This window comes from Halorientalis brevis (assembly GCF_023077655.1).
The window spans coordinates 34,396-54,892 of the sequence record NZ_JALLGV010000012.1; the positions used below are offsets into that span (position 1 = coordinate 34,396).

The following is a 20,497-nucleotide window of genomic DNA, read 5'->3' on the forward strand; positions in this document are numbered from 1 at the left end:
TCAAGAGTCCCCGGTTGTCGGAAGGAGCGTTACCTCGTTGTCGCTGCAAGTGAACTGCCCTCGAAATCCCGTGGAGATGTCAGAGCCACCAGAAGATACCTGAACCTGTCTCTGAATTGCACCTCCAGACCCAGTCCCGACGTGAATTGTCAATTGATAGGAGCCACTGCCACAGGATGAATGGTCTTTCTCAGAGAACAGGAGTGGCGTCGATGTTCCAATATAGCTCCTGGTCTCCCCAGGTGGAATAATCAGCTCAGTCGGCTCTCTCGTCTCCTCGAACGTGATCAAACCCGGGTTATCAGCCAGGTCATGGTTGGCGCCATAATATGGAGCATTCGAGTATTCAACGTCGTGGACCCACGTCGGTGCACTGCCTCGGTTCGCGACAGTCACGGCGAGGCGTCCAGGATCGCCAGAATACTGCTCTCGCTCCGGCTGTTGGACATCGACGATCTCCAGATCAGGTTGCAACTCGATCTCGATCGACTCGGTCTCGTCACCAGAGACGAGGACCAGCTCGTGGGTCCCGGGCGTGTAGTGCTCCGAGGTTGCCAGGTCAGGAATGACTTCCATCAGCTGGAGGCGAGCGGTCGTCTCCCCAGTTGCCACGAAAGTCTGCGTGTACAGACTCCCATCCGGGCCGATCAGGTTGAGCTTCGACACCGAATGGTCCTCACGAAGCCGGACGACCAGCTGCTGGACGTCGAACTCGATGGCCTCGATCACGTCCGGCCGTGGAGCTGTCGTCGCGGTGGCCGACGAGTCCGGCGAGTCACCAGAACAACCGGCCACCCCGCCAGCCACCGCCGCTGCACCGAGCCGCAACAGTGACCGCCGGGTACTGACGGGCGCACCGTCCAGTCGTCGATTCCCGTCCATCTTCAGACACCCCGCCACGGTGGCCAGATCCGCCACCCGGTGATCCGATCGATGAAATACACTCCCAGCAGGAACATCCCCACCGGAACGAGGAACTGATACAACAGGCGCAGCCAGGCGAGGTCGCCCGTGCCGATAGCGACCACGTCGGAGGCAGCCGTGTAGCCAGGCGTGTTGCGCCACCAGGCACCGGGCTCGTAACGGGCCGACACGGCGTCGGTCGACGCCGGCACCACGACCCGAACGGTACCATCCGCACTGGTGTTGACCCGCTCGCCGGCGATCACCAGATACCCCTCACGACCACGCGTGTCGATCGGCGCACCGGTCGCGGCGTCCACCAGCGTGGCTTCGACCGTCCGTCGCTGCTCCGATCGGTTGACGACTCGCAGTGTGAGGTTCGTCCGGTTGATGGCGAGGTCGTCGAAATCAGCGGGCTGTGCCTGGGCGGTCACCCCGCGCACCAGCCCCGTTGCGACGACGGTCGACAGGTTGTGGTCGGTCGTCTCGGTCCGGCTCGCCAGCCCGTACGTCGCCGCATAGCTCTCGTTCAGGACGTCCAGATTGACGTGTTCGGGGAGCGTCGGCGGGGTCGTGGTGACACCGTAGCTGGCGAGCAGGGTGATCGTGTCGCGCTGGGACGGCGTCGGCCCTGGCTCGAAGGGATAGGCGTGCACCTGGAGGGGCTGCAGTGGCGACGCCCGCTGTGACTGCCCGTTCGCTGTATACCTGCGCAGCGTATCCCAGCGGGCGTCCCGGGCCGCGTAGAACCGCCAGACGCCGCGGACCCAGCCACCGGGAAGGGAGTGCCCCAGCCACGGCTGGTTCTTGTAGACGACCAAGCCGAGATCGCCGTTCGGATAGCGGGCACGGAACCCGGAGACCGCCAGATCGTACGGGACGACCGTGACGGTGTCGTTGACGGTCACCGATTCAGTGACGACCGTCACGTTCCGCTCGATGTCCGTACACGTGTCGTTGTCCCACTCGTCGCAGGTCTCCGCGGTGCGTTCGAGCGTCGCCTCGACGTCTGCGGCGAGCGTGAGTCGGCGTCGATTATCGACGTGGCCCGGGAGATGCGCATACGCCAGCGCCGGCGTCCGCGATCCTTCACCGGACGCGACGACGCTCCCGTTGACGAGCAGCCGTGTGTCGGTGATGCTGTGGTGCAGGAGCTGCCAGCTGACGCGATCACCCGGCTGGCCCGTCGTGGCAGGTACCGAGACGCGGTAGTCGACGGTCCCACGAACCGTGCCGTTCGGGGCGACGTACAGCGGCTGCTCCGCCGCCGACAGCCGCGCCCGTGTCGAGGGCGTCACCGCGAAGATGGTGGCGCCGGCGTCCCGGATGAATCGCCCGTCGGTAAGCGACGCGTGCGGCGGATGCACTGCCGCGGTCCGCCCCGTCGCTGGGAACTCGTCGTGATCGCCCCGATTCCACTGGGCGACGGCCCCCGGTGGCCGGTCCAGAGGGATGTCCGTCCCGTTGGCCAGCGCGGCCAGTGCCGAGCGGTTCGCTGTCAGCATCTCGTCGGACACGTACTCGTCGCGGTCGCCGGCCCAGAGCGTGTGGAACGTCTCGTTCGAGACGCCGTGATCCGTCTCGTTCGGTGGGCCGCTCGCCGCAGCCGGGACCGTCATGGCCCCACCCACTGAGCAGACCACCGTCGTTGTGCAGGCAAGCATGAGCAGTGTTAGAACCCGCAACTCGACCCACCTGCGACGACGTTGTTCAACAGGAACTGCAGGATGACCGTCGCGAGTGGCGCCACGAGCACACCCCAGACCAACCCCTGGTTACGGAGTTCCTTGAACTCCTTTTTCAGGTCCGACCGCCGGACCACCGGGATCGCCACAGTCGCTCCGAGGAAGACCGTTCCCCCGATGAGCGGTCCACCGAACTGAATGACGGTGAAGACGTTGCGGGCGGTCTCGGCCATGTCGGAGGAACAGAACGCCGACCCGGTCGACTGGGCCAGGACAGGGTCGACTGCGAGCACCCCCAGGAGGAGCCAACTCAGGGCAGCGGTCCGCCCTGACCACTGGAGGCGACGGTCAGTTCGGGCTGCGGTCGATACGACAGCAGTTGAGAGGTCACTAAGCGTGCGCATGGATAGACTTGGTCGCTCGCGTCCCCCACCCACCTCGGGGTCCGATGCGAGCGCACTCATTATTGTACGCCCACATATTGGGAAATAAATCTAACTGTGGTGGTTGTATTTGAGGGAGTTTCTGCGTTTCGCCGGAGAGTGGCAGTTGGCGACTGGGGTGTCGGATTCAGTGATGAACGAGAGAATCAGGCTCTCACAGGATGGGGCATGACTCCATAACAGCGTCGTGAATACGGACTTTCTAGTCATGGAGTCGAAAGCAGTGCTCGGTCAGTACTAGACACGGGACGAAACAAAGCAGCATGTCGTAGAAAGCGTCCCGCGAAATCCTTGAGGCGATCAGTACAGACCGTCAACGTATCAGAAAGTACGCCTGGGCACAAATTCACTATTCGTGTGACGATGGATAGATACGAATTGGTCCAAGTCCTTACGCTCTGGTTCGTAGTTATGACCTTTATTGTGACAACCCCCGGAACTGACAATCCGGTATTCAGCGCAATCGAAATCGGCTCAATTTTGCTAATGTATCTCCTTCCGTTGTGGATCATCATCGAACTCATTTCGGACTTCGTTGGGGATCAGTGAATCGGCGGCAGTGGTGTTCAATTCGCAGGCACAGTGAGCAGTTCCAGATCACATCCGGTTCTTGGGCGAGGACGGTCAGTACAGAGGTTCTATGCAGCAGAGTACTTACAGCAGGTCCACGGTTCGATTGGAGAGATTTTCTCAGTGCTACACTGAGCTCATCATGACATCCAAGATCCCGATTGCAAATCCAACTGCTGTTGCCTCAACAGCAAGGGAAGATCCAAGACCGGCAACAGAGACGAGATATAGACCAATCATAGCCACTGAAACAGCGGGTACTAGCGCGCGAACCATCACACGGTGGGTACGATCGTTTTTCGGGTCAGTCTTCCCCCTGGCCAGTATGATCCCTCCGATAAGGGCAATGAGAAGCGATAGACCAGCGAGAAATATACTAGCGAGACCAAGAGGCGGTTGGAGGCCAATAACGGATGGTGGGTATGCGATGACAACTGCAACAATTGCAACCCCAATTACTCGTCGGCCGACGAGACGTAGTTGCTGCTTCGTCTCATCTGCCCCACGTTCGGTCATGTTGGAGAATGAATATTATCCAGCGATAAGCTTTGTGTGATCACTACACAGTCTCTACTGACCGAATCAGACGACCCCGATTCTCCGTATGCGACATGCTGAATACGCACGCATATTGAGCACCGGATCTGCTGCTCGCCTGGTCAATATAGGTAGTTCTCATTACACTTGACGAATCCAGATAGAGGACAAGATACTACATCACTGAAACGACAAAGGTGAGTGAGCTTGTATGAATTGGTACCTCGGCCTGAATCGAGACATCCGCTGGCGGAGGGCGGGGATCCTTGGTTTGTTCAGTGTCTCCTGTCTCTATCTACTGTCTATTCTCCAAGAGCCACTGTCAATTGTTGTGGTAGCTTACACAATCTTTACGCTTGTTCTGTTGAACATCATAGGCGAAGCCACCGGATTCAACGAGTGGTTTCGAGACTTGCCGAATACAACACAGTTCCCGCTCGTCCTGTTATTGATAGTGGTCTTACAGGCGTTGGACTCGATGGCCCCCGATGCTGTATCGTACAGCGTGGCTGTGGGAATTGCTCTGATACTGCTGGCTGGAACTGTCGCGAGAGTAGTTGTGTCAAAACATATGAAGACGGAGACAGCGGATTCGGTCGTGGATTAAGGGCCACTCGGACTGCTCTCACTCTCAGTGGACAATCTACTTTGGTTGCTCAGTACGCAGCTCTATTGAGCAGTTCCAGATCACACCCGGTTCTTGGGCGAGGCCGGTCAGTACAGCTCATGTACCGGTCAGACCTTTGTCTTTAAACTCCAACGAGCAAAATGTCCGGTCATGAACCGGACTGCATTGTACACGATGATCGTTGGATTATCGCTTAGCCTTGCAGTTTCAGGAACCAGTGTCTCTGGGGTTTCTATGTCGACCGCCCTCCAATTTATCGGAGGATTACTTGCTGTCGGCAGTGGCGGAGTTCTCCTGAGAGGGGTATTCGCGCAGTCGACGACTGGCGAGTGAGCATGCGAACTGCGCGGAAGAGTCCGTTTTTCCTTAGCTATTAGTAAGCAAGAGTTGAGAAAATGCCTATGGAACGGTTGTACGTCTACAACAGCGCACTTTCAGTGATCGGACTTTCACTGGGGTTCCCAGCAGTGCGATCGCTCATTGCTGGCGACCATAGTATTCCGGTACTGCTTATGACAATCGGTGGGGGTGGGATGATTGTCAGTGCTGGCTACCAATCACTGCGAACCGATCCTGATGAGTTTGAAATCTCCGCTGCTGCCCTATTTACGTTAGTCGGTGCCGCCTGTCTGACTCTGCTCGGAACTGTTCTCTCTGCGGTGCCTGGCATCTGAACAAAATGTATTGATTGGACAGCAGCCAACCCGGTGCTTAACACGCACGCATAGTGAGCACCGAGGCTACTGTCCGCCCGGGTAGTTCAGTGTGACTACGTGGTGTCGGCGCTCTCCACTGCACGTTCAATTCCGCGGAACAGGCCTGTCACGACGAGATACGACCCAATCGCAAACATCGCGGTAGCCCCCAGTGCGCCACCTGTGCCCGTGTTCCCGAGCCGAGACCATGACGGGAAGTAGGTGACAGCGAGATGTTTCACAGTTGTCAGCGTCACGAACGCGATGAGAAGGAGTCCACAGACAACGCGGACGGCATCTGTATCCACGGGAAGCGGGAACTCATAGGGCATGGAGCGTCTGTTCTCGTCATGTGAAAGTACGTGTTTTGATTGACTCATCCACAAACCAATTGAGCAAGTCCTCCGGCCGTGTTCTGAATCAAGAAATTGTACTCACAGCAACTGAAAGGGACTGGTCGGGGGCCGTCCCCGCGACGAGTGTCTCGGTCGTGGGACGGCCACGCCCTGGGGGCTGCCCGGGCGAGGGGTGCGAGGTGTGACCGGTGCGAGGTGCGAGCACAGCGAGTACCTCGGCATGGCGAGCGGGACAACCGCGAGCCACGGGAGCACCTCGCTGCGAACGGGGAGCGACAGCGATCCGTAGCCGCTCGCGCCATCGGCGCGTCGCTGGACGGGCCCTCTCCGCGCCAGCGAATATCTCGTCCAGCGGCCGCGAGCACCCCGAGGGCGGGCCTCGACTCTGCCCTCCCACACATTTATTTCGTTATTTAATTTCAGGCAATAAATGAGTCCAATCCCTGGCCTTATCTCGTCGGTTATGGACACTCTCGACTGACACGACGCAGCAATGGCTCGCCCGTCATCGAATCCGAACCCCGACGACCTCCCCGTACCGGCCACAGAGGACCGCCCGTACCTGAAGATCCAGCCAACAGCGACACCACTCGACCCACAACAGGTCGCCGCCCAGGCCCGCAATCTCCACGGGCTCGACACCGGGGCCGACGAAGGGGTCCTCTCCCGGCTCCGTGGCTCACCACGACCGACCATCGAGTTCCTTCTGATCACCGACCACACGGCCAGCATCGAGTACTACGTCGGTATCGACCCGCCCGAAGCCCTGGACGCCCTCCGATCGATCCTCCGGCGTGCGTTCCCACCCTCCTACGAGGTGACGCGGACGAACTGGCACCCTGATCACCTGCCGACAGCCGGCGAGCACGTCGCGACCGTCGAGTACCTCGGTGATCCGGACCGCACCAAGGACTGCTACACGCAACTGACGCCGTTCGCGGAGTTCACGACGAGCGAACAGGCGACGGTACCGCTGGCAACCGTTGCCGAGGCGATGGCCGCCAGTGACGTCCCGATGGTGTACCAAGCGCTCATCGAACCACTGGCAGACCAAACCGCCGACGCCCAGCTCCGCGAACGGGAGATCGAAGCCGGGACCGACACACTCGGGGGCCAGCTCGTTGAGGTCGTCTTCGGGCCACCCGACGAGGAGCTGGATTTGACGGCGGCGGAGGAACAACGACTGGAAGAACTCCACGAGAAGGAGCTCCGGCACGCGTTCGCCGTCAACGCGCGTGTCATGGCGTGTGCCGACTCCGAACCGCAGGCCACCCACGCGGTCCGCCCCTGTACGTCCGCGTTCGGTGACGTCAGTCACACCTGTTACACCGTTACTGGCACCCTCGGCACCGACGAGGGGCTCGCCGACAATCCAGTGTATCAGCGCCTGCAGGATCGCCAGCTCGTCGGCGTCAACGAGGACGGCCTCCCCGCCTGGCTCCCCGGGACGACGACCCGCTCGCGTGGCATCCTCGCCGATCCGACGGAGGTGGGCAACTTCTGTTTCCTCGCCGGTGATGCGGTCACCCCGGACGCCAAACGGGCGCTCGGCACCGTTCCCGAGTCCCAGACGAGTGTCCCCAGACCACCGGCGGCACAGCTCGAACCGTTCCAGCAGCCGGGGCAGGCACTCGGCTACCCGCGCACACATGACGGGGCGCTCACCGAGCCGGTCGCCATCCCGCCGGCGCTCCAACCACTCCATTCGATCCTCATTGGCGGCACCGGGTCCGGGAAGACTACGAGCGTGATCAACATGAGCCTCGCCAATTTCCACGCGACGAGCGGCCCGGAGATCATCATCGACCCGAAGGGTGGGTCCATGCCCACCGAGTATCTCCGGAGCTACTACGAACGCTACGGCACCCTGGAGAACGTCCTGTACTTCGACTGCGCCGAGTGGCTGCCCGCCCTCTCCTTTTTCGACATCCACGCCGAACTCGAGGCGGGCGTCCCGAGAGCCGTCGCCGTCGAGGATCGCGTCGGCCACTACCAGGAGGTCCTCGCCCAGCACATCGGGCAGGAACAGTACGAGCGCGCCCTGCGGTCGACTGACATCATCGAGAACGTGCTCCGCGCGCTGTACGACCCGGTCCACGGCAACGACGTCCTCTCCAACCGGGAACTCCACGCGGCGCTCCGGCGACTCCACGATCGGGAGACGCCACCGGCGGTGGGTGACAGCGACCTCGAAGAGCGCCTCGACAGCATGGTGTCGAACGTCAACTCCCGGACGTTCAACGACATCATGCACGGTGCGCTCAACCGCGTGGAGAAACTCAGTACGCCGACCCACCTGAACGAGATCTTCAACCACCGGCCCAGTGGGATTCACGCCGACCAGTCCATGTTCGATTTCGCCGACTGGCTCGACGAGGACGTCGTCATCATCTTCGACACCGGCAGGTTGCGCCCGGGTGTCAAACAGGGGTTGACACTCACGCTGCTCTCGAACCTCTGGACGGCGCTCCGACGACGACGCCGTCGGAATCCCGAGGCGGACCTGCCGCTGGTCAACGTCTATCTGGAGGAGGCTGCCAGCGTCGCCCCCAGCCAGCTCCTCCAGCGCCTGCTCTCCCAGGGGCGCGCGTTCGGGTGTGCCCTGACGCTGGCGATGCAGTTCCCCGGCCAGGTGGCGGAGGCGGATAAAGAGGTGTACAGGGAACTGCTCAACAACGTCGGCACGTACGTCACCAGCTCGGTTGGCGTCGATCACGATCTCGCCCACCGGTTCGCCACGGAAGTCATGGGCAAGGAGACGATGGCCAACCGCCTGCGCGGGCTCTCCCGTGGGGAGTGGCTGGTGAACCTGCCCGGTGAGTTCGGGGGCCGGTCCCCCCAGCCGTTCGTCGTCGAGTCACTGCCACTTCCCGACGGCCATCCCGAGAGTACGGCCCCACGTCCGACCGGCTATGACGACGCCTACGAGGCCATGTGCACGCGGACCCGGACGGACTATGGACTGTCGATCGCTGACGAGCCGGGCACCGAACCCAACCACGCCGAGACGGGACGCGACGCCACGCCCGACGCGACCACAGCCGACGAGTCAGACGGGACGTCCGAGTCCAGCGGCCCACCGACGGTGTTCGACTGGACGACGCGAATGCCCACGCCAGTCACCTACGACGACCAGACGGAGACGCTCCTGTGTCTCACGTGTAACAGCCGCCACGACCCGTCGGTCGCTGGCATGCAGCAGGCGATCGAGTGTTGTCACAGTCTCGACGAGGTCGACCGTGACAACGTGCCGATCTGCGGATGTACGCTCAAGCTCGGGCCAGCCGAAGTCGCCGCCAGCGAATGGAGTCGCCGGCAGCTCTGCTTTCTGCAGGCGGTGTGCAATGCCCATCAACAGCGGTACGACCCGATCGAGTACGACATCGTGCGCGACAGCATGATCCGGCTCAAGGAGTACCTCGACGTCGACGAAACAGCGATCGACGAGCTGCTGGATGCAGACCTACTGCGACACGACGGCGATCACCCCCATCGCCTGTACACCGTGACGGCGGCCGGCCGGGACGTCATCGCGGAACACCAGCGCCAGGGCGTCGAGTACGGCCACGCCAAGGGCGATCTGGGGGAGTCCAGCCAGCACGTGTTCATGGTTGAACTCGTGCGTCGCTGGCTCGTCCAGAAGTACGCAGAGGATTCGGACTCGGACGTCGAGGAAGTCGTTCCCTATTACGAACTCCGGCAGGGCAGTGTCGACACGGCCGCGTTCATGGGGAGTGAGGAGGACGTCGAGGAGGCCACCCAGGACTACGAACACCACCGGCTCGATCTGGTGGGGCTCGACGCCGACGGGGAGATCGTCGTCACGGTCGAAGCCGAACGGATCAACAACGACGTGAACCGAGCCGTCCCGGAGGACTACGACAAGATGGCTGCCTGCGACCCGAACGAGGCGATCTGGGTCGTCATGACGCGTGGGGATGGCCATACGGTGCTGGAAACGCTGAACGATCCCCCTGCGGAGGAGCCGCGCGTCGAGAAGACGTACAGTGAGAACACGCCGCCGCGCCAGTTCAACATCGACGAGCCCGGGTTGACCGCCGTGTACCCCGTCAAGTACATCAGCCAGCAGTTGGACGAAGAGGAGTAGTGCGAGGGGACCGCAGTCGTCTCGGTGAACGGTCCGTGGACTACGCCGCCTCGGAGGAGCGGAGAGAGAGAGACGAAAGTGGCCAGTACAGGCGATCGATTCAGCAGACCGACTGCTGACCGCGCAACAGGGTATCATTGAGACGGTGGTGAGGACGGATCGCCTGCTCAGTAGACGTGCTTATCGACCGGTTTCGGAATTATTGAAAACCAAGTTCGAGAAGAGGTTCCCAACAAACACTCCAACTGATATTACGATAGTGAGTTGGACGTACGTTGCTGTACCAAATACAATCTGTTCAGCCATACCCACCATGAAAGTTCGTTTCAATTATAAGTTCCTCATCAGAGCCCCTCCAGGATAGCTACACGATAAGTTCCTGTACTGAGCGAATCGGGGAGCGAAGCACAGCTATGTGAGCCGTTGTATGACTCCCTCGAGACACCAGAGACGAGGTTCGACCTCGTGCTCGGTGAAAGGGTTCCCAGGCAACTAGCTCACCGACCGAGACGCACCGCGGAACGGACCGGACGACAGCGCAGGCGAAGGTGTTTCCGTTCCATCGTGTTCGATTATCTATGGGTTGTGCACGAAGCATAACTGTCCGTCGCACCCAGCGGGAAGTCCCGGGTATGAAGACAGAGTTACACCGCCTGCCGAGTCACGATCGCTCGGACGCACGTCGGGAACGGTGCCGAGCAAGGACACGTTAGTTCTGTCCATCGCGCACAAGTCCGCGAGAGCGCAGCGCAAGCGCGGGCGGCGTCGCTCGATGGCGCAGTCTCCCTGACGAAAGCCGAGTGTGAACGGCGCCATCCCCGCAACCCCCCTTCGTTTCGTGTCCACACTGCGTTTCAGTACCACGCACACCAGGAGCGGCGCGCTCCCGACCTGTCGAGGGCGCACGGTGAGTTCACACACGGTTCACACGGCCGGAAGAAGACGGTGAACGGTGCGATTCACCCGTGTGTGACCGGCGTGTGTGACCGAACGGCCGACGTCCGGGCGGAGTGCGAAAGTGCCGATAGCAGGCAGTTCAACCCGTCTGTATGGCGAGTCGGCGAACCAGTAGCGGCACCACGACACGTGGGATTTCCACACGCGGTTCGAATCGCCAGACGGCAACCGTGTGTGAAGGTTCGGACGAGGGGACAGTCCCAGGCACCACGCCCAGTGGGTCGTCAGCCACACTCGGATTCCGAGGGTTCAGCCCCGCTATTGCTGTGTGTGTCGGGTGTGCTATTCGGACGGGGAGTTCCCCCTGTCGCGCTCGGGGACTTCACACACGGACTGAAACCAATGACACAGGGTTTCTTCCGGACGAAAACACCGAGTGTGAAGATCCGGTTGGCGTTCGAGACGACACGAACACCGCTCTCACGTCCCCTCAGTCGCTGACCAGTGCTGTTGAATGACGGCCGTCAGGACAGTCCCTGATCTCCTCGTTCGTGGCATCGGTCTTGTATGAACCGAGCAGGAGCGGGCAACCATTCATGGACCACGACGGGACCGCACAGTCCCGTGGCCAACGATCACACTGGCGGCGACGACCCAGGCGTATCGGACGCGGTGACCAGTCAGCCAGGACGCGATCCGGGCAAGCCGGACGGCGGAACCACAGAGCAACTGTCAGAAAGGCTCACAGACACGTCCGGGGCGTCGATGGTGCCTGGCATCCGGTCGTCGACCGCCGGAGTGCTGCCCGCTGGAAACCACCGACATGAGAACGTGTGGGGGATCTGATTTCCGTCGGCAACCGGTCCCGGCACGTGCCAGCAGTACGGCTACACAGCCCAACCACAGACTGTCGAGAGATGGCCATCACACGCGGCAGGGACGAACCGAACACGACGAACGTGGACGCGGCGATCGAAGCGGTGAACGAGCACGCGCGACCGCTGTCCGACGCCCAGTTGGATCAGCTCGTCGAGCGATTCCAGGATCGCCAGGTGATCTGCATCGGCGAAGCTTCCCACGGCACGAGCGAGTTCTATCGCTTCCGGGCGAGTCTCACCGCGAAGCTCCTCCGGGAGTGCGAGCACGCGTTCGTCGCCGTCGAAGGCGACTGGACGGACTGTTACGAGGTGAACCGCTTCGTCAGAGGCCTGTCGGACCACGAGGACGCCCTGGCAGTCCTCTCGGAGTTCGACCGGTGGCCGACCTGGATGTGGGCGAACTGGGAAGTCCAGGCGTTCGTCAGGTGGCTCCGCGCCGAAAACGAGGATCGTGACGGGGACAGTCAGATCGGCTTCTACGGGATGGACGTGTACAGCCTCTTCGAGTCGATGGCGGCGGTCGTCGAGTACCTCGACGCCAACTACCCGGAGGCCGCCGAGCGTGCGCGGGCCGCCTACCACTGTTTCGAGCCCTACGGCGAGGACGCGCGGGCGTACGCCCGCTCGACGCGGCTGGTGCCCGAGAGCTGCGAGGACGAAGTCGTCTCCGTGCTCGCCGACGTCCGCAGGAACCGGCCGACGTACGACGCGGATCACGACGAGGCACACTTCAACGCGGAGCAGAACGCCCTGGTCGCAGCGAACGCCGAGGAGTACTACCGGGCGATGGTCCGGGGAAACGTCTCCTCGTGGAACGTCCGCGACGAACACATGGTCGAGACGCTGGATCGGCTCAGAGACCACCACGACGACGCGACGGCGATCGTCTGGGCGCACAACACCCACGTCGGCGACGCGCGGGCGACAGACATGGCCGCCCGGGGCGAGGTGAGCGTCGGCCAACTCGTCCGCGAGGCGTACGGCCCCGACGACGTGGCCCTGGTCGGCTTCGGCACCCACCGCGGGACCGTCGTCGCCGGCGAGTCCTGGGGCGCTCCGATGCGACGGATGCGCGTCCCGCCGGCGCGCGAGGGGAGTTACGAACACGTCATCCGGCGCGCGGACCAGACAGACTGTCTGCTCGTCAGCGACGACGTCCGCGAGACGGCCCTGGACGACGTTCGCGGCCACCGGGCCATCGGCGTGGTCTACCACCCCGAGCGGGAGTTTGGTAACTACGTCCCGACCGATCTCCCCGAGCGATACGACGCTTTCCTGTTCGTCGACCAGACCGAAGCGCTACATCCCTTCGACGTCGAAGCCGACCAGCGGGAGGTTCCGGAGGCGTATCCCTGGGGTTTCTGACGCGGTGCCGTCCGGCACTCAGGCCTCCAGCCACCAGCCGAGGAGTTTCTCCTGTGCTTCCCGATCGCGGTCGGAGCGGGCGCGCGTCTGGGCGTGTTCCTTGTCGTCGAGGACGGCCCGCTCCAGGTGATCGCGGGCCTCTCGTATCGAGGGGGCGGCGCCGTACGCCTCGCCGGTGCCGGAGAAGCGACCGCGGTCGGTGAACAGCCGGATCGTCGTGCGGATGAGCGGCATGCCGCGGAGCGTCTCTTTGTGCTGGTGGAGGATGACGTACGCCTCGATGACGTCCATGTCCGCGTACTTCTCGTCGACCGCCTCGATCATCTCGGCGACGTCCCGGCGGCTCACGCCAGTGAGCAGGTCGATGCCGAAGATCTGGATGCGAATCGACTCCGTTTCGGTCCAGGTCAGCGAGCGCAACACGTCCGTCAGCGTGACGATGCCCGCGGGTTGGTCGGTCTCGTCGACGACGACCAGCGACGCGTACTGTTTGTCGAGCATCTCGGCGGTCGCGTCCCCGAGCGAGGCGTCGAAGGACACGGTCGCCACGGGGACGTTCATCACGTTGCGGGCCGGCAGGTCAAGCAGTCTCGCCTCGAAGCCGGCGCGCTCGCCGTAGCCACCGTGGGTCCGGAACTTCGGGAACGATCCCTCTCCGCCGTGGAAGTCGAACCCACCGGAGTCCCCGCCTTTCTCCTGTGTGGTCTCCCGGAGGATGAACGCCAGGAGATCGTAGATGCTCACCATGCCGAGCGCCTCGCGGGTGACGCCACCGCCAGTCGACGCCTCGTTGATGACCGGGAGCCGCGAGATGCCGTGTTCTCGAATCCTGTGGAGCACTTCTCCCAGCGTCGTGTCGGGGTTTGCAGTCACCAGGTCCTGGGTGTACACGTCGGCGACCTCGAGCGCGTCCAGGTTCGAGCGGACTGCCTCGGCAATTCCCCGGGCGGTGACGACCCCGTCGAACTGGTCGCCCTCGAACACCGGGAGCAGCTTCAGCTGGCTCTCGACCATGAGCCGGGCAGTCTCGCGCACGTCCTCGGTCCGGCTCACTCTGGGCGGATCGTCGCGCATGACGTTCCGGACGCGCTCGTCCGGCGCGTGCCGGGAAGCGAGCAGCTGGCGGTGCGTGACGACGCCCGAGAAATCGCCGTCCGACGTGACGACGAGGACGCGACGTTCCTGCTCGGCGAACGCGCCGAGCAGTTTCGAGACGCGCTCCGCCTCGTCGATCGTCTCGTACTCGGTCGTGACGATTCCTGTAATGTCCATTGTGAACGTCTGGCAGGCACGGCGTTTCAATTCGCTGCCGTCGCATGCAAACACACCCAGCCATCGCAGGCAACGTGACTAACCTCGACAACTGCGAACGTCCCGCTATGCACTTCGACCAGTTCCTCGGCGCCGTCCAGAACCGCGCGCAACTGGATTCGAGCGGGCCGGCCCTGCGGGCGACGCGGATCACGCTGACGACCCTGAGCGAGCGCATCCAACCCGACGAGGCCGACGACATGGCGGCCCAACTCCCGATGGAGATCGACCGGTTCGTGAGCGAGGTCGACACCGTCGAGTCCTTCAGCTTCGATGAGTTCGTCGACCGCCTGCTCGAGCGCGGCGGGTACGACGACGACGAGCGCGCCGACGCCGTCTTCCACGCACAGGCCGTGATGGCCGTCGTCAGCGAAGCCGTCGACGAGAACGAACTCCAGCAGGTTCGGGACCAACTGGCGGAGAAACAGGGCTGGGACGAACTGTTCGAGGTCGCAGAGCACGAGGAGGGTCTCAGCCCGGGAGAGGGGTGATGAACCGAACCCCTCGACGCCATCGCCGACCACGGCGGCCGTGCGGTGCTCCAGGACGCCCGTGAGCAACTCCCCAACGAGTTCGCCACCATCTTCGAGACTGACGATCGACGAGGGGAGTGAGCACCCGGCTCGACGGCCTGCACGTGCCAGCCAACTCGTTTTGCTGCCACCGCCCCAACGGCGACCATGGCCGAAGACCTGCCGACGCGCGACGAAATCGACCGGGGCATGACCGTCGAAGTCGTCCAGGAGCAGGACAACAACCCGGGCGAACCGCTCATCGGCGACGTGCGCGTGATCTTGACCGACGAGCACAGCCACCCGCAGGGCATCAAGGTCGAACTCGACGACGACGTGACGGGGGGCGTCAAAGAGATTCACCCGGACGAAGACGACCGGGACCTCCCCCAGGGCGGCGGGTAAGAGCGTCACGGAACGGGGTACGCGCGCGCCAGTCCGACTGCCGGCACCAGAAACGCGAGCGTCGCGAGTCCCCAGAGCGGGGCAGTCACCGCAGCCAGCGCTGCCTCCAACACGACGAGTGCGAGCACGCACGACTCGCCTGCAGCCGTGACGATCGCAGGGAACGGTGCGACGTACGCGGTGACGATCGTGCGAGCCGTCCACAGGAAGAACGCCAGCAGAAGCGCGAACGCCGTCGCCGCGCTGAACAGCGATGGCGTGCGCGCGGCGACGTACCAGCCGGTCGCGACGGTCGCCGCGGCCGCCCCCAGCCCAGCGACGACGATCGGACCGCGGTGGCGCCCGTCCGGCTGGCGTCCAGCCATCCCCGTCACCGCGGCGGCGTACCCGCCCGTCACTACCGGCGCGACGACCAGTGGCCAGGGCAGCCCTGCTGTTCCGCCGGCTGTCACTCCCAGCACGACGTTCAGTCCACGTGTCGTCCCCATCCCCAGCGATCCCAGCGGCGTTCGGATCAGGAAGCCGTCGTAGAGGACGACCGTTGCCACGAGGAGGGCGGTCACACCGGCAGCCAGCGGCGAGACTGCTCGCGCGCCCAGGACCGCGGCCGCGAAGAGCACCCCGCCGAGACCGAAGCCGGCCCACCGGGAAAGGTACCCCCGAGGGATGGGCCGTTCGGGGTTCGCGACGGCGTCGCGTGGCGCGTCGACCGCGTCGTTGAGCGTCGCCCCGCCGGCAGAGACGAGCATCGAGACGGCGATAACGCCGACCAGGTGTGTGAACGGCACTGATCGACCGGCAGCGACGACGAGCGCCGCCCCGAGCACCACGTCCGGCGGCGCCGTGAAGAGAGTCTGGAGGCGAACGAGCGAGGCAACGGTGACGACCCGCCGACGCAACCGCTCACCGACTGCCACCCTACTCCCACCCGCGTTCGTCGAGCCAGCCCAGTGCGTCACGAACAGTGAACGCTCCCTGTCGAGCCAGTTCGACGCCGTCCTCGCCCGCCGCCTCGGACTCGTCGACGACGTCATCGCCTCCCCGGCGGCTCAAAATCGTATGCGAGTCGATACTCATCGTGCCTGCCGACCCCACTACACAGGCATCGTGTTTTGTTATGGTGAGCTAGGGAAGCGTTCGCACCAGTAACCACACCTGAAAGCGGTCGGTTCGCAGACACTCCGACGCGTCGCTGTCGCGGTCGGGACCGAAGCCCGAGCGAACGGCAGCGCGGTCGGCCGTCAGTCCCGCTGCGACGAGGATTTCGTCGCCGGAACGATCGGATTCACCCCGGTCGGCCGAGCGTCGCGCGGCGAGACGCGCGGGCGGCGTCCGCACGACCGGACACAGACGGCCGCTGTCCGGCAGTTTCACTTTCACTCCGCATGGCTCGGTTACAAATCCCTCCACCTCCCATACACGTGTAGAGGGCGATCAGCCCTCCTAGTGTCACACGCTCCAATTCCCCTTTTCCCGGCCCGACGTCACCGAGAGCCATCAGTGGCCGGTGCCGTCTCGCAGCGAGATTGAAATGCGAGGCCGACGTAGTGACACATAGTCGTGAGCTCGCCCTCCCATCGGTGCGACGGCTGCGGTGCGACGCTTCAGTCAGTCGACGAACTCGACAGACGATCCGGCACTGCGGGCCGGTCGTGGTCGTGTACCTACTGCGGCACGTCGGTCCCGGCGATCGTCGCAGAGAAACTCAGCCACCACCGCGACGGCTCCGCGACCGACCGCCGGTCCTGAGCGCCACCGCGGCGCTGTCGGACAGGACGCCCCTCGTTCATTCGCACGAAGGAAATAAGTAGGACGCCCGCGAGATGTCATTCGAAATGGCAGAACCAGGTCGCGAGACGGAGTTCACAGAATCGGAAGTGATCGATGTGTTCAAGACGCGCGAGGATTACGCCGAACCGCTCACTGCGACCGAGATCGCGGACCGGCTGGACTGTTCACGGCGGACCGCACTGAACAAGCTCCACGCACTGCAGGAAGACACCGACATCACGAGCAAGAAGGTCGGCGGACGGAGCCGAGTCTGGTGGATTCCAGTGCCCGTCGATCAGTGAATCGATTCGCCCCCAAAACCGCGAGCCGCTCCGTCTAGTACGCCCAGTCCCCGTGTACGTCCCTGGCGTGTTCGAGGAGTTCCTCCGTCGTGTCGAACTCCTTGCCACAGCTACACGTGTGGTATGCCGCCGACGGCTGGCTTGTCGCCATGACCACTACAACGGTTCGGAACCTAATAATTGTTTACGAGGTGCGTGAACGCAACGCACACCTATCGCGGGAGCCGAGCGGCGGGACTGCGGGGAGGAGCGACGCTACTCGCAGACGTCGTCGAGTCCCCACGCTTCCGCACGTTCGCGGGCTTCCTCGCGGGCCTGTTCGCGGATGGCCGCGATCTTCTCTTCGTCGTCGAGGAACGCCTCGACAGCGCTCGTGGACCTGTGTCCGTCGTCGTTGTCCTCGGTCGTCCGGGACCGGTCAGTCGGTGCGAGTTGTCGCGTGCGCTCGGCGAGCGATTGGTCACCCGCCAACCGCTCGGCGGGCATCCCCGGCGGCACCAGGAGGTCCGTCGTCTCGTGGAGGTCTTCGACCGTCGCGACCGGGAGCGAGACGAGTTGCAGCCGGTAGGGACCGGGAACAGCGAGATCGGCCAGGGCTGCCGGACCGCCGCGATCCGTGTCCGTGTGATAGGCCAGGACGGGCACGCCATTCTTCGTAACGGGGTGCGCACCGACTGAGATTTTTATGAGATGACGGGGGAAGGGTGCATCATCATGGGAAAACCACGCATGTCGGCGGATCCACGGGATCGAATGGGCGTATACAAACGAATAGCGCAAGTCCCCGACCGCTATCGGCTTTCGAGTTACGCTGCTGAGTACGAGGGGAGAGAGACCTGGGCCGAATATGTGGACGAGGAGATACCGGACGACCGGCGAGAACGGTTCATGGACGACACTGAACGGGTCGAACGGCGATGGAAATCACATATGGAGAGCCGGGACCGTCACCATGCGCTTGCCACGCCAACGGATGTAGAACAGTGGTGTTCCTGGTTAGTTACTGAATTCAGTATCGGGCATGCCTACCATCCATACTGGTGTCGTGTCGAGGAGTTCTATGACTATCTGTATTGGCACACGGATCATTCCCATGTCTACAATCCGTTCCTTATGGCCGCTGCCGAGTATCCAGCAGCGGGACGGATCTGGGAAGAAAAGACGAGTTCTCTCAAGTGGGTGGCCGAAGATGAGTGGTGAGACTCCTTCTGAAGACGGAGCGCGCGCTCGCCAAGATCTGGCCGACGCAATTGGACGATGTCTCGACCCGCTCGCCGAGTTTGAACAGGAGATCAAAACGACATTCGCGACACGGGAAATCGACCCGCTTGATATTGCGCAGACCAAGGTGGTGGAATCCCGCTGCTTGACAGAGCGTACCCGAAACGAGTACGACCGTGTATTCAGACAGTGGCGCGAACACATGCACCAGCAGGGTCGATACCTAGCCTGCCCGAGCGAAGAGCATGTTCACGCATTCATCGAACGTGAGCGTGAGACGAAGGGAAACGCCGACAAGACGGTTATCTCCAAGTTAGAGCGTCTAAACGTCGCGTACGAATACTGGCAGAATGATCCAGCGTTCCCCCACTCGCAGGAGTACAATCCCTTCCGACTCGCGAAGCAGCAAACCGATTTCTCGGGGGACTCGCCAAAGGAGGTACCTCGAATTCCCATCACGGAGTTGCAAGATATTGTCGGGGCCGTGACCGACATTCGCGATCTGGCGATTCTCACGCTACAGTTGAAATTGGGACTGCGAGCCACAGAATTGTGTAATCTCCGGCTGAGCGACCTCTGCCTCGAACACGATGAGCTTAATCGACATTACGAAAGTCTCGGCGAGTGCGCTGTGCTTGAAAACAGACAGAATGCGGTCTACATTCCACACGACCGTGATGGCAACAAATCCCCGTGTCCCCGGATTCTTCCGCTCGATAATGAAGTCCGTCGAATAGTGAGTCGGTATCTATTGCTCCGGCCGACAAGAGACACGCCCGAGATATTCCTATCGAAAGCCCGACATCTGCCACTGAACAAGCAAGCAGTCAACGACGTGTGGAAAGAAACGTTCCATCCAACATACAGTGAGACCGACGAGTACAGGGCCGTCACCAGTCACTTTGGACGGCACAGATTTACAACGTATTGGCGTGTTGAACAGGGAATGAACCGCGAGCTGATCAAGTATATGCGTGGGGATCGTTTCGGGAGTACCCAGGCTGATGATCGAGCAAGTATCCATGACTATATTCACACCTATTATGAGGATATCGAGCCGATCTATCGGGATCAAATCTTTACTATAACAGAATAAGGAAGGGACTGCGTAACGAGAGGTACTCAGTGCTGTTTTGATGGATTCTACAATATATGTCTGGGTGGGATGTGATGGCTACAGAGGGTGAGTTCAGCACCTCGACTTCATTTCTTTCAGCTCCTGCCCAATGAATCGGTTGCTCAGTGTGCGTGCGGGCTGAGAATCATCCACTGTAGCAATCGGTAGTTTGCTGTATGGGCTTACCCGGTGACGACATCTGCCCGCTATTCCCCTTGAATGATACTCCGTAGTGCCGTCCCAGTCCCGAACCCAAGCAGTCCGACGACTACTGTATTCGGGAGATCGATCCACACTATCTGCCGCAGTATCGTGACCACTCGCCTCAAGAGTGGAGTACTGGTGAGAAACAGGCCATACTCAACTGCTGCTGGGAGAAATACTGAAAATGCGACGACCAGGCTGATGAGAACGCCGCCGCGTCGGTATGCAACAATCCCAGCCGCGACATAGGCAACACTGTTCGCCGCCACGCGGATCTGAAGGTACCCTCTCCTGAGCATTGGACTGGGTGCGACGATGTAATACCCTAGAAATGCGGTGAAGAGTATGGCTGCGCCGATGAGGTGCCTTTGCCGACGCTTCCCGTGATTTCCAATCAGTACTCGCTTCCAAGCGCCACCCATGTCTGGACTCTCATAATGAGCGCTATTCTTTCGTTATCAGCCTATTGTTGTACGTCGGTGAGATATTCCCCCTCTACTGAGCGAAATTGAGTGGGAACTAGCTGGTCGAACTGCCCAGCGCGTCTGCAGATATATTAGATAGATGCTCGATATGCAGTGAACATCCTC

The 20,497-nt window shown here is 62.1% G+C and carries 20 protein-coding genes; 10 read left to right on the plus strand and 10 right to left on the minus strand.

The annotated features are described in order from the left end of the window. The 4 genes from MU553_RS22335 to MU553_RS22350 all read right to left on the minus strand — a co-directional run bounded on the left by MU553_RS22335 (window position 1) and on the right by MU553_RS22350 (window position 4,117). Window positions 1-729, minus strand: coding sequence for a COG1361 family protein (locus tag MU553_RS22335; protein WP_247381790.1), 729 nt, complete (start codon window positions 727-729; stop codon window positions 1-3). A 155-nt stretch (window positions 730-884) separates the two neighbouring features. Then, the gene (locus MU553_RS22340; protein WP_247381792.1) at window positions 885-2,522 is read right to left on the minus strand and encodes a DUF8186 domain-containing protein; all 1,638 of its coding nucleotides are present in this window, start codon (window positions 2,520-2,522) and stop codon (window positions 885-887) included. Window positions 2,523-2,575: 53 nt separating this feature from the next. Beyond that, the gene (locus MU553_RS22345; RefSeq protein WP_247381794.1) at window positions 2,576-3,052 is read right to left on the minus strand and encodes a hypothetical protein; all 477 of its coding nucleotides are present in this window, start codon (window positions 3,050-3,052) and stop codon (window positions 2,576-2,578) included. A 675-nt stretch (window positions 3,053-3,727) separates the two neighbouring features. Further along, window positions 3,728-4,117 (minus strand): hypothetical protein, encoded by a 390-nt coding sequence (locus MU553_RS22350; RefSeq protein ID WP_247381796.1) that lies wholly within the window; start codon window positions 4,115-4,117, stop codon window positions 3,728-3,730. A gap of 232 nt (window positions 4,118-4,349) precedes the next feature. Between MU553_RS22350 and MU553_RS22355 the strand changes: the two genes are divergently transcribed. Next, window positions 4,350-4,745 carry a hypothetical protein gene (locus tag MU553_RS22355; protein ID WP_247381799.1) on the plus strand — a complete coding sequence of 132 codons (396 nt, stop codon included), beginning with the start codon at window positions 4,350-4,352 and terminating at the stop codon, window positions 4,743-4,745. Between the two features lie 422 nt (window positions 4,746-5,167). Further along, window positions 5,168-5,440 (plus strand): hypothetical protein, encoded by a 273-nt coding sequence (locus tag MU553_RS22360; protein ID WP_247381801.1) that lies wholly within the window; start codon window positions 5,168-5,170, stop codon window positions 5,438-5,440. 95 nt (window positions 5,441-5,535) lie between these two features. Here MU553_RS22360 and MU553_RS22365 read toward each other — a convergent pair whose 3' ends face one another. Then, a complete protein-coding gene (locus tag MU553_RS22365; protein WP_247381804.1) occupies window positions 5,536-5,793 on the minus strand; it encodes a hypothetical protein in 258 nt (85 codons plus the stop codon). A gap of 517 nt (window positions 5,794-6,310) precedes the next feature. On the opposite strand from MU553_RS22365, the gene MU553_RS22370 reads away from it, so the two are divergent. Next, window positions 6,311-9,925, plus strand: coding sequence for a type IV secretory system conjugative DNA transfer family protein (locus MU553_RS22370; protein WP_247381805.1), 3,615 nt, complete (start codon window positions 6,311-6,313; stop codon window positions 9,923-9,925). A 1,814-nt stretch (window positions 9,926-11,739) separates the two neighbouring features. Next, window positions 11,740-13,065, plus strand: coding sequence for an erythromycin esterase family protein (locus MU553_RS22375; RefSeq protein WP_247381808.1), 1,326 nt, complete (start codon window positions 11,740-11,742; stop codon window positions 13,063-13,065). Between the two features lie 18 nt (window positions 13,066-13,083). On the opposite strand, the gene MU553_RS22380 is transcribed toward MU553_RS22375, so the two are convergent. Then, on the minus strand, window positions 13,084-14,337 hold the full coding sequence (locus MU553_RS22380) for a CBS domain-containing protein (protein WP_247381811.1): 1,254 nt from the start codon (window positions 14,335-14,337) through the stop codon (window positions 13,084-13,086). A 107-nt stretch (window positions 14,338-14,444) separates the two neighbouring features. On the opposite strand from MU553_RS22380, the gene MU553_RS22385 reads away from it, so the two are divergent. Continuing rightward, a complete protein-coding gene (locus MU553_RS22385) occupies window positions 14,445-14,867 on the plus strand; it encodes a DUF2267 domain-containing protein (protein ID WP_247381813.1) in 423 nt (140 codons plus the stop codon). A 189-nt stretch (window positions 14,868-15,056) separates the two neighbouring features. Beyond that, the gene (locus MU553_RS22390) at window positions 15,057-15,293 is read left to right on the plus strand and encodes a DUF2196 domain-containing protein (protein ID WP_247381815.1); all 237 of its coding nucleotides are present in this window, start codon (window positions 15,057-15,059) and stop codon (window positions 15,291-15,293) included. A gap of 5 nt (window positions 15,294-15,298) precedes the next feature. On the opposite strand, the gene MU553_RS22395 is transcribed toward MU553_RS22390, so the two are convergent. From MU553_RS22395 to MU553_RS22405, 3 genes are read right to left on the minus strand one after another with little or no spacing between them, the layout of a single operon-like run. Further along, window positions 15,299-16,210 (minus strand): UbiA family prenyltransferase, encoded by a 912-nt coding sequence (locus MU553_RS22395; RefSeq protein ID WP_247381816.1) that lies wholly within the window; start codon window positions 16,208-16,210, stop codon window positions 15,299-15,301. A gap of 1 nt (window position 16,211) precedes the next feature. Next, complete coding sequence (locus MU553_RS22400) at window positions 16,212-16,370, minus strand: hypothetical protein (protein ID WP_247381818.1); 159 nt, start codon at window positions 16,368-16,370, stop codon at window positions 16,212-16,214. Window positions 16,371-16,418: 48 nt separating this feature from the next. Beyond that, window positions 16,419-16,667 (minus strand): hypothetical protein, encoded by a 249-nt coding sequence (locus MU553_RS22405; protein WP_247381820.1) that lies wholly within the window; start codon window positions 16,665-16,667, stop codon window positions 16,419-16,421. A 186-nt stretch (window positions 16,668-16,853) separates the two neighbouring features. Between MU553_RS22405 and MU553_RS22410 the strand changes: the two genes are divergently transcribed. Next, window positions 16,854-17,042, plus strand: coding sequence for a hypothetical protein (locus MU553_RS22410; protein WP_247381822.1), 189 nt, complete (start codon window positions 16,854-16,856; stop codon window positions 17,040-17,042). 86 nt (window positions 17,043-17,128) lie between these two features. After that, a complete protein-coding gene (locus tag MU553_RS22415) occupies window positions 17,129-17,365 on the plus strand; it encodes a helix-turn-helix domain-containing protein (RefSeq protein ID WP_247381824.1) in 237 nt (78 codons plus the stop codon). A 255-nt stretch (window positions 17,366-17,620) separates the two neighbouring features. Here MU553_RS22415 and MU553_RS22420 read toward each other — a convergent pair whose 3' ends face one another. Then, on the minus strand, window positions 17,621-18,010 hold the full coding sequence (locus tag MU553_RS22420; protein ID WP_247381826.1) for a DUF8054 family protein: 390 nt from the start codon (window positions 18,008-18,010) through the stop codon (window positions 17,621-17,623). Window positions 18,011-18,253: 243 nt separating this feature from the next. On the opposite strand from MU553_RS22420, the gene MU553_RS22425 reads away from it, so the two are divergent. Beyond that, a complete protein-coding gene (locus tag MU553_RS22425) occupies window positions 18,254-18,565 on the plus strand; it encodes a hypothetical protein (protein ID WP_247381828.1) in 312 nt (103 codons plus the stop codon). Next, a complete protein-coding gene (locus MU553_RS22430; protein ID WP_247381830.1) occupies window positions 18,555-19,682 on the plus strand; it encodes a tyrosine-type recombinase/integrase in 1,128 nt (375 codons plus the stop codon). The genes MU553_RS22425 and MU553_RS22430 overlap by 11 nt, the downstream gene beginning before the upstream one ends. Window positions 19,683-20,497 lie beyond the last annotated feature (815 nt).

Bases quoted from the DNA above. Each gene is read 5' to 3' on its own strand.
- MU553_RS22340 (WP_247381792.1), bottom strand. From the start codon at position 2,522: ATGACGGTCCCGGCTGCGGCGAGCGGCCCACCGAACGAGACGGATCAC.
- MU553_RS22345 (WP_247381794.1), bottom strand. From the start codon at position 3,052: ATGAGTGCGCTCGCATCGGACCCCGAGGTGGGTGGGGGACGCGAGCGA.
- MU553_RS22350 (WP_247381796.1), bottom strand. From the start codon at position 4,117: ATGACCGAACGTGGGGCAGATGAGACGAAGCAGCAACTACGTCTCGTC.
- MU553_RS22355 (WP_247381799.1), top strand. From the start codon at position 4,350: ATGAATTGGTACCTCGGCCTGAATCGAGACATCCGCTGGCGGAGGGCG.
- MU553_RS22360 (WP_247381801.1), top strand. From the start codon at position 5,168: ATGGAACGGTTGTACGTCTACAACAGCGCACTTTCAGTGATCGGACTT.
- MU553_RS22365 (WP_247381804.1), bottom strand. From the start codon at position 5,793: ATGCCCTATGAGTTCCCGCTTCCCGTGGATACAGATGCCGTCCGCGTT.
- MU553_RS22370 (WP_247381805.1), top strand. From the start codon at position 6,311: ATGGCTCGCCCGTCATCGAATCCGAACCCCGACGACCTCCCCGTACCG.
- MU553_RS22375 (WP_247381808.1), top strand. From the start codon at position 11,740: ATGGCCATCACACGCGGCAGGGACGAACCGAACACGACGAACGTGGAC.
- MU553_RS22380 (WP_247381811.1), bottom strand. From the start codon at position 14,337: ATGGACATTACAGGAATCGTCACGACCGAGTACGAGACGATCGACGAG.
- MU553_RS22385 (WP_247381813.1), top strand. From the start codon at position 14,445: ATGCACTTCGACCAGTTCCTCGGCGCCGTCCAGAACCGCGCGCAACTG.
- MU553_RS22390 (WP_247381815.1), top strand. From the start codon at position 15,057: ATGGCCGAAGACCTGCCGACGCGCGACGAAATCGACCGGGGCATGACC.
- MU553_RS22400 (WP_247381818.1), bottom strand. From the start codon at position 16,370: ATGAGTATCGACTCGCATACGATTTTGAGCCGCCGGGGAGGCGATGAC.
- MU553_RS22415 (WP_247381824.1), top strand. From the start codon at position 17,129: ATGGCAGAACCAGGTCGCGAGACGGAGTTCACAGAATCGGAAGTGATC.
- MU553_RS22425 (WP_247381828.1), top strand. From the start codon at position 18,254: ATGGACGACACTGAACGGGTCGAACGGCGATGGAAATCACATATGGAG.
- MU553_RS22430 (WP_247381830.1), top strand. From the start codon at position 18,555: ATGAGTGGTGAGACTCCTTCTGAAGACGGAGCGCGCGCTCGCCAAGAT.